At 60.7% G+C, this 5,706-nt stretch carries 5 protein-coding genes and 1 pseudogene; 2 read left to right on the forward strand and 4 right to left on the reverse strand.

Translation table 11 applies throughout. The features are described from left to right. The coding region (locus EN949_RS32315; protein WP_206534982.1) for a caspase domain-containing protein at positions 1–729 on the forward strand (729 nt) is incomplete at its 5' end. Between the two features lie 45 nt (positions 730–774). Here the strand turns inward: EN949_RS32315 and EN949_RS32320 are convergent. Next, on the reverse strand, positions 775–1,386 hold the full coding sequence (locus EN949_RS32320; protein WP_224673521.1) for a hypothetical protein: 612 nt from the start codon (positions 1,384–1,386) through the stop codon (positions 775–777). 148 nt (positions 1,387–1,534) lie between these two features. Here EN949_RS32320 and EN949_RS32325 point away from each other — a divergent pair, with 148 nt between their 5' ends. Next, positions 1,535–2,065 carry an OmpA family protein gene (locus EN949_RS32325; RefSeq protein ID WP_013525282.1) on the forward strand — a complete coding sequence of 177 codons (531 nt, stop codon included), beginning with the start codon at positions 1,535–1,537 and terminating at the stop codon, positions 2,063–2,065. Positions 2,066–2,165: 100 nt separating this feature from the next. Here the strand turns inward: EN949_RS32325 and EN949_RS32330 are convergent, their stop codons facing one another. The 3 genes and pseudogenes from EN949_RS32330 to EN949_RS32340 form a co-directional block, all read right to left on the reverse strand. Then, a complete protein-coding gene (locus EN949_RS32330) occupies positions 2,166–4,496 on the reverse strand; it encodes a M23 family metallopeptidase (protein WP_127371407.1) in 2,331 nt (776 codons plus the stop codon). After that, positions 4,493–4,903, reverse strand: coding sequence for a DUF1036 domain-containing protein (locus EN949_RS32335; RefSeq protein WP_164755300.1), 411 nt, complete (start codon positions 4,901–4,903; stop codon positions 4,493–4,495). Before EN949_RS32335 ends, EN949_RS32330 begins: the two co-directional genes overlap by 4 nt. Before the next feature lie 84 nt (positions 4,904–4,987). Further along, a pseudogene (locus tag EN949_RS32340) lies at positions 4,988–5,706 on the reverse strand (serine/threonine protein kinase); the annotation flags it as partial.

The following is a 5,706-nucleotide window of genomic DNA, read 5'->3' on the forward strand; positions in this document are numbered from 1 at the left end:
GGCGTGAAGGGAGCAAGAAGCGGCCTTGCCGAAATTCCCATCGAGAATGGTGGCGCCGGCACGCTTGTCGCGTTCGCCACCAGTCCCAATCAGGTCGCCTTTGACGGGTCGGGCCAACATTCGCCGTTCGCTTCGGCGCTGCTGGCGCATATGGGCGAAACAAACGTTTCCATCACCGAAGCCATGAACCGCGTTACCGCCGATGTCTTCAAGGTAACCGCCGGCAAACAGCGCCCCTGGAGCAATGTCTCGTTGACCACTGAGGTCGTCCTGCACAAGATCGACCTCAACGCACCGCTGATCGTCGGCGAGGCGACCACTCAGAAATCGGAAGCCGGTTCGGATGGGCGAAACGTTGCGGCAAACCCGTCGGGCGCCGACGACGCCCAACTTTCGCTCGATATGCTTCGTCAGAAAATCCCAAGGCTTGCCTCCGACGAGCCTATCTTTTTTGACCATCCTGTCGATTTCGGCGATCCGGAAATCGACGGCAAGAGCATTGCGGAGCTGATCAAGGGCAAGCCACGCTTCAGTCCTGTGGAGGGGCTCGACAAGTCGGTATGGGAAGGAAAGCACTGCGACGGTTGCCATGAATGGAACGAGGCCCGGCTGTGTGAACAGTCGAAAAATTTCGCCGCCAACGACGTGTCTGTCTTACGGCTTCAACATCCGCTTGGAACGCGCTTCAAGGTGGCGCTCGCAAAATGGGCGCAAGGTGGCTGTAAGTAAGCCAGGATGATGACGGCATCCATCGGTTTCTGCCGGGCGAATGCTCTAATCCGCATCCGCTGCTTGGCTCAGGGCCTCGATCTCAGCCATCTGGATGCCCATTTCGACAAATGCCGAAAGAACGGTGAACCGGTCAGCCAGTGCGACACGCGCCAGTCCGGCCAGAATCCCGGCATTGATTGCGTGGGCGGCTGGAAACGGCAGCAACGCCGGTGCCATCGTCGCGGCCCTGGCCGAACCATTGTCACGCCATCCCGCGGCCAGAGCAATCCAGCCGACCGGCGTTGTTGGCGGCGTCGCGCCGGCTGTGCTGAGCGCCGCCTGGTGGCGGAGACTGTCCGGTTCGCCCACCCAGTTGTGGACCAGCGGGAGCAACTGATGATCGGTCTCATCCAACAGGTCGGCCAGGTGGCTCAGGCATTCATGGGCCCACCAGACCGCGGCTCGCTCGGGAAGCAGGTAGGCACAAAATGTAACCGCTTCCTCGGGAACGCGCCCTGCGAGAAGGTCGCGGCAAAACTCGATCGAGCGCTGGTCGGTTGGAAGGCTCCTCATGTCCCGCGCAATAGCAGGACACGCCGCGAAAAGATCCCTTGCCGTTTTGAACCGGAGCCCATTGGCCATGACCGCCACGCTTTCATCGAGAAGCTTGGCCACTCAAGCCTTAGGCGCGGCGCGGGTCAAGTCTCAACCGGTGACGCGGCAACAACTGTCACGCCCCCGGCGATTGCAGACAGACAATTGCCTGCGAATTTGCTATGATCCCAACATCGAAAATCGGAATACTCAACCAGGAGGAGCCGCTATGCAGTGGAGCAGTTCAGCTTTTGTGTTGGCGGTCGTGCTTTTCTCGACCCACGCTTCCGCCGACCCCGTTCAGAAATCGGAAGACATCGTGAAGTTTTTTGCTGGTGCGGCCGATCTCGGCAAGTCCCGCGGGATTTGTGTTGGCTCCGCGGAGGAGTGCAAAAGCAAGTCCAATGACGCGTCGGCAGTGAAAACCGGCCTCGACATGCTGATCAATTTCGGCTTGGATTCGGCCGAACTTGACGCCACCGCGCGCGCTGAACTCGACGAGTTCGCCAAAGCCCTGAAGGACAACCGGCTGAGCACGTTCAGCTTCGTCGTCGAAGGCTATACCGATGCCACCGGCACGGTGCACCACAACGAAGGCCTGTCGCAACGACGAGCGAAATCGGTAGCCGCCTTCCTCACGGCCAGCGGCATCGAGCCTGATCGCATCAACGCGGTCGGCATGGGTGAAAAGAACCCGCGCAGTTCCAACCCATACGATCCGCTCAATCGCCGCGTGGAAATGCGGATAAAGACACAATAGCCACGCAAAGCTGCGCCGCAGCCTGGGATGGGGCGAAGATTGTTCTACCCGATGGAATTTGGACAGGGGTGAGCATCTGATAGAGCAGCGCGAGCGTGGTTCAAGGCGTATTCTGAATTGAGCTTATGACGGCGGTGACGGCCTGCTTGTATTTTTCAAACTCCGGTGACGTCTGGCGGACCTCCGTGGTCGTTGTCTGCTGGGCGGCGCCAGTGGCCATGCGGCCCAGCTTCTGGCCCATTTTCCTTTCGGCCCAGTCCACGACGTAGCTGGCGGTCTTGCCGGTGAGAAACGGGTTGGCCTGGATGACGGCCGACCCCAGCACGGCGCTCAGTTGCGCCGAACCTGTGGCCGACAGCACCTGGTGCGCGCCTTCCATTCCCAGGAAATGACAGAGATAGAGTCTGCCCGCCGTAATCTGGTGACCACGCTCCCGAAGATAGGCCTCGCCTTCGCGAGCCAGGTTGCGAACCATCTCACGCGAGATCGTGGCGTCGTAGCGCAGTGCGAGCAGGTCGGCTGTCGACAGCGTGCGCGCAAGTTCCGGGCGGTAGGTGTTCATCATCCTGATCCAGGTCTTGCTTATGAATTGCCCTGCACCGGTTGCTGAGGAATTTGGGTTCTTGGCGCGAGCGCTGCCGCCGCTTTCGACATGAACGATACGGTCGGTGAGCGTCTCGACCGCGGAATCGTCGGAAGCGACCGCGGTGACCGTGCCGAGTGGGTCGATCGCTGCGCCATTCTGGTAGAGTTCGAAATGCAGGTGGGGCCCGGTCGAAAGGCCGGTGGTGCCGATATAGCCGATCACATCGCCGGCTTTCACCCTGGTTCCGACACCGGTCCCGATTGCAAATCTCAGCATATGCGCATAGCGCGTCTCGCGCCCGTTTGGGTGCGAGATCTTCACCAGATTGCCATAGCTGCCGCCATCGCCCTGGAAGGTGATGTCACCATCGAAGGCGGCTGCGATCGGCGTGCCAACGGGAGCCGCCCAGTCGACGCCCTTGTGGATGCGAACGGTGCCGAGAATTGGATGCTTGCGTGGCCCGAAGGTGGATGTCATCACCCCGTTGACGGGCGTGACCATGCCGTTGGTGACCGTCAGCGAGCGGACCTGATCGTCACCGGTAACGCACGCAAACTGGCCCTCGCTCAGCTGGAAGACGAAACAGTCGAGGCTCTTTTCGGTGCCCTGCACGCCGACATACAGCACACGCCCGTCAGTCTCGCCCTTGCCGCGCGGCGTTTGCGAGTAGATCAGCACAAGGCGCTGGTCCTCGCTGGCGAAGGCGTCCAGATCCTGCCCTCGCGATAGGTACATGATCGCTTCGCCGATCACGCCGGTTGGAACACTGTTGCGAGCCGCCGTCGAGTAGATCGCGTCGAGCAGGCGATACTGCCGCTTGTGCGTGCCTTCCCCCTGTGCGCCCGAATAGTTGAACAGATCTTCACGGACCCAGGGATCGACACCCGATACGAATGCGCCCGCCGCATTGCGTGTCAGCGTGCCGACAAAGACGTTCTTGGCGTAGATGGACACCTGCATCAGCGACATGGTCGTCGTCTCGCGCCTCGGCCTGAAACCACGCATGGCGATGACATAGCCCGGTTCCAGGCCGTCGCGGTTGAAAAGCGCCTTCAGCGCTTGCCCTGCCAGCTTGGCGTCCTCTGCGGAGAAATGCGCATCGAGCGCGACGCTGTCCAAAGAGCGGTCGTTGAGGATTTTCACGAACGTGTCTTCGGTCGCCTCGAACCGCTGATACTCATTCGAGACGGTTGCGACACTCGTGTTGTTTTCGATCTGCGTCTTCTGGAATGCGGGAAGGGCTGCATCGCCCGCATCGATGGTCTCGCCCCAGCCGGCTTCGGGATCATCGGCGTCCGCCCTTTGGTCGGGCGCTGCGGCTGGTTCCCCCTCTATCGGCGATGGCTCAAGATCATTCTGCAGATCACCGGATGGTGGGGCAGCAGTCTTTCGTTGCGCCTGGAAGAATGCAAAATCCTCTTGCGTCGACGGTATCGTTGTCATGAATTTTTCGCTCGCGCTAAGCATGACGTCAGACAGGATTTCGATCTGTGGAGAAACGCCGGCCTGGTTGAGTTCCGCCGGGCGCGGCATTGTCCGGCCTTTGGTTGCGGCGCTGGCATCGGGCGCCAGCGTGATCCACATCGGGTCCCCCGCCAGATCGATAATGGCTGGCACATACACGGATGCGTCCGCCGGCATATCGTCCGCCCCTTCGACCGCATGCAACTCCTCGTCTTCGTCTCCGAACGACCAATACTCGGCGGTGAGGTAGAAACCGGCGGCGATAGAGAGCAGCACAGCCACCGCGAGACCGGCAACAAGCCTGTGCCGAAGCGTGCGCCTGCGAAGGGCCGCGCGCGCCTGCTTTTTATGCCTGAAGCTCGTGTCGATACCGTGCGTCACGGATTGCTTCCCGTAAGGAAGAAAGTCCACCGCGCCTGTTCGAGGGTATCGACTTCAAGAAATTGTGCCGCGATATGGCCGCGCTGCCAGCACTCGTCGATGCCGCGTATCGAAAAACGTCGCCGCTCAATGCACATTTCGGTCGATCCTGTGAGGATCGCATGACCAAACACGTCCGTTGCGTAGATGTAGATGTAGCGGTTCGTCAGTTCCTCACGAATGACGTTTACGCATTGATTGGCGCCGATGGTCCACCAGCCATCGGTCTGGTCCGCATTGTCGACCTTCTGGCCGACGGCGAGATTGACGACATCCAGAGTCTGATTGCAGACCGTGAACTCGGCGCGCGCTTCGCTGGATGACAGCACGGCAAACAGGGCCGCCCCCCCCATGACCGCAAGCCTCATGCTGCCACGCAGGGCAGGGGCCCGAACCGGATCAAACTGCCTTATCGGCGGGTCAGAGCGGCTGAGTTGCATCGGGCGCCCATGCTATCCGCCGAGCCGGAAATACTGGGCGGTGGCCGAGAATTGAGACCCGTCGGTCTCGATTTCTTCGAGAATCTTGGGGAGCAGCACCGAGGCTGGCATGGGCGTGGAGAACGCGGCTGCCTGGATGTCCTGAGGGCCCGTGATCACCATTATGATCTGCGGCACCGCCTTTCCGGCGGCTTTGTCGGCGGCCCCGAGACCAATCGGGATGCTGAAAGTAGCCTTGCCGGGTTCTACGACGATGCGGTCGTCGAGATTGAACACCATGCCTTTATGGTCGATCAACAGCACGCTGGACCTGAGCCCGCCACGCGTCACCAGCGTTCCGCTGATCGGCGTACCGTTTGGCACCGATGTCCGATCGAGAACAAGCTGCGGCTTGTCTGATGCGGTCTGCCCGATAAAGCGCAGAAAATTGGTGACTTCGCATTGGCTTGGTTCAATGAGCCGGACGCTGATGTCCGGCTCGACATGGAATTTGGCCTGGAACTCGGCCAGCATGCCTTCGAATGGCTGGACCGATGTTCCAAAGCCTTCGATCGCGGCAGCCTTGTCGGTTGCTGAGGTCATCGTCGCATAGAAACAGTCGCCGCCGCCGAAGTCGCGAACCCATGACACCCGTTGGGCGATGTCGTCGACGGCCGGGGGAATCTCCGGTTTGGGCACGTTCAACGCGACAGCAGGTTGGTCCGGCTGGTTGCTTGTCGGCAAGGCAGGGC

The sequence above is a fragment of the Mesorhizobium sp. M7A.F.Ca.US.007.01.2.1 genome, assembly GCF_003998165.1.
GTDB classification, from domain to species: domain Bacteria; phylum Pseudomonadota; class Alphaproteobacteria; order Rhizobiales; family Rhizobiaceae; genus Mesorhizobium; species Mesorhizobium ciceri.

What these genes read in the sequence shown, in the direction of transcription:
- EN949_RS32335 (WP_164755300.1), bottom strand. Translation starts at nt 4,903, where the DNA reads ATGAGGCTTGCGGTCATGGGGGGGGCGGCCCTGTTTGCCGTGCTGTCA.
- EN949_RS32325 (WP_013525282.1), top strand. Translation starts at nt 1,535, where the DNA reads ATGCAGTGGAGCAGTTCAGCTTTTGTGTTGGCGGTCGTGCTTTTCTCG.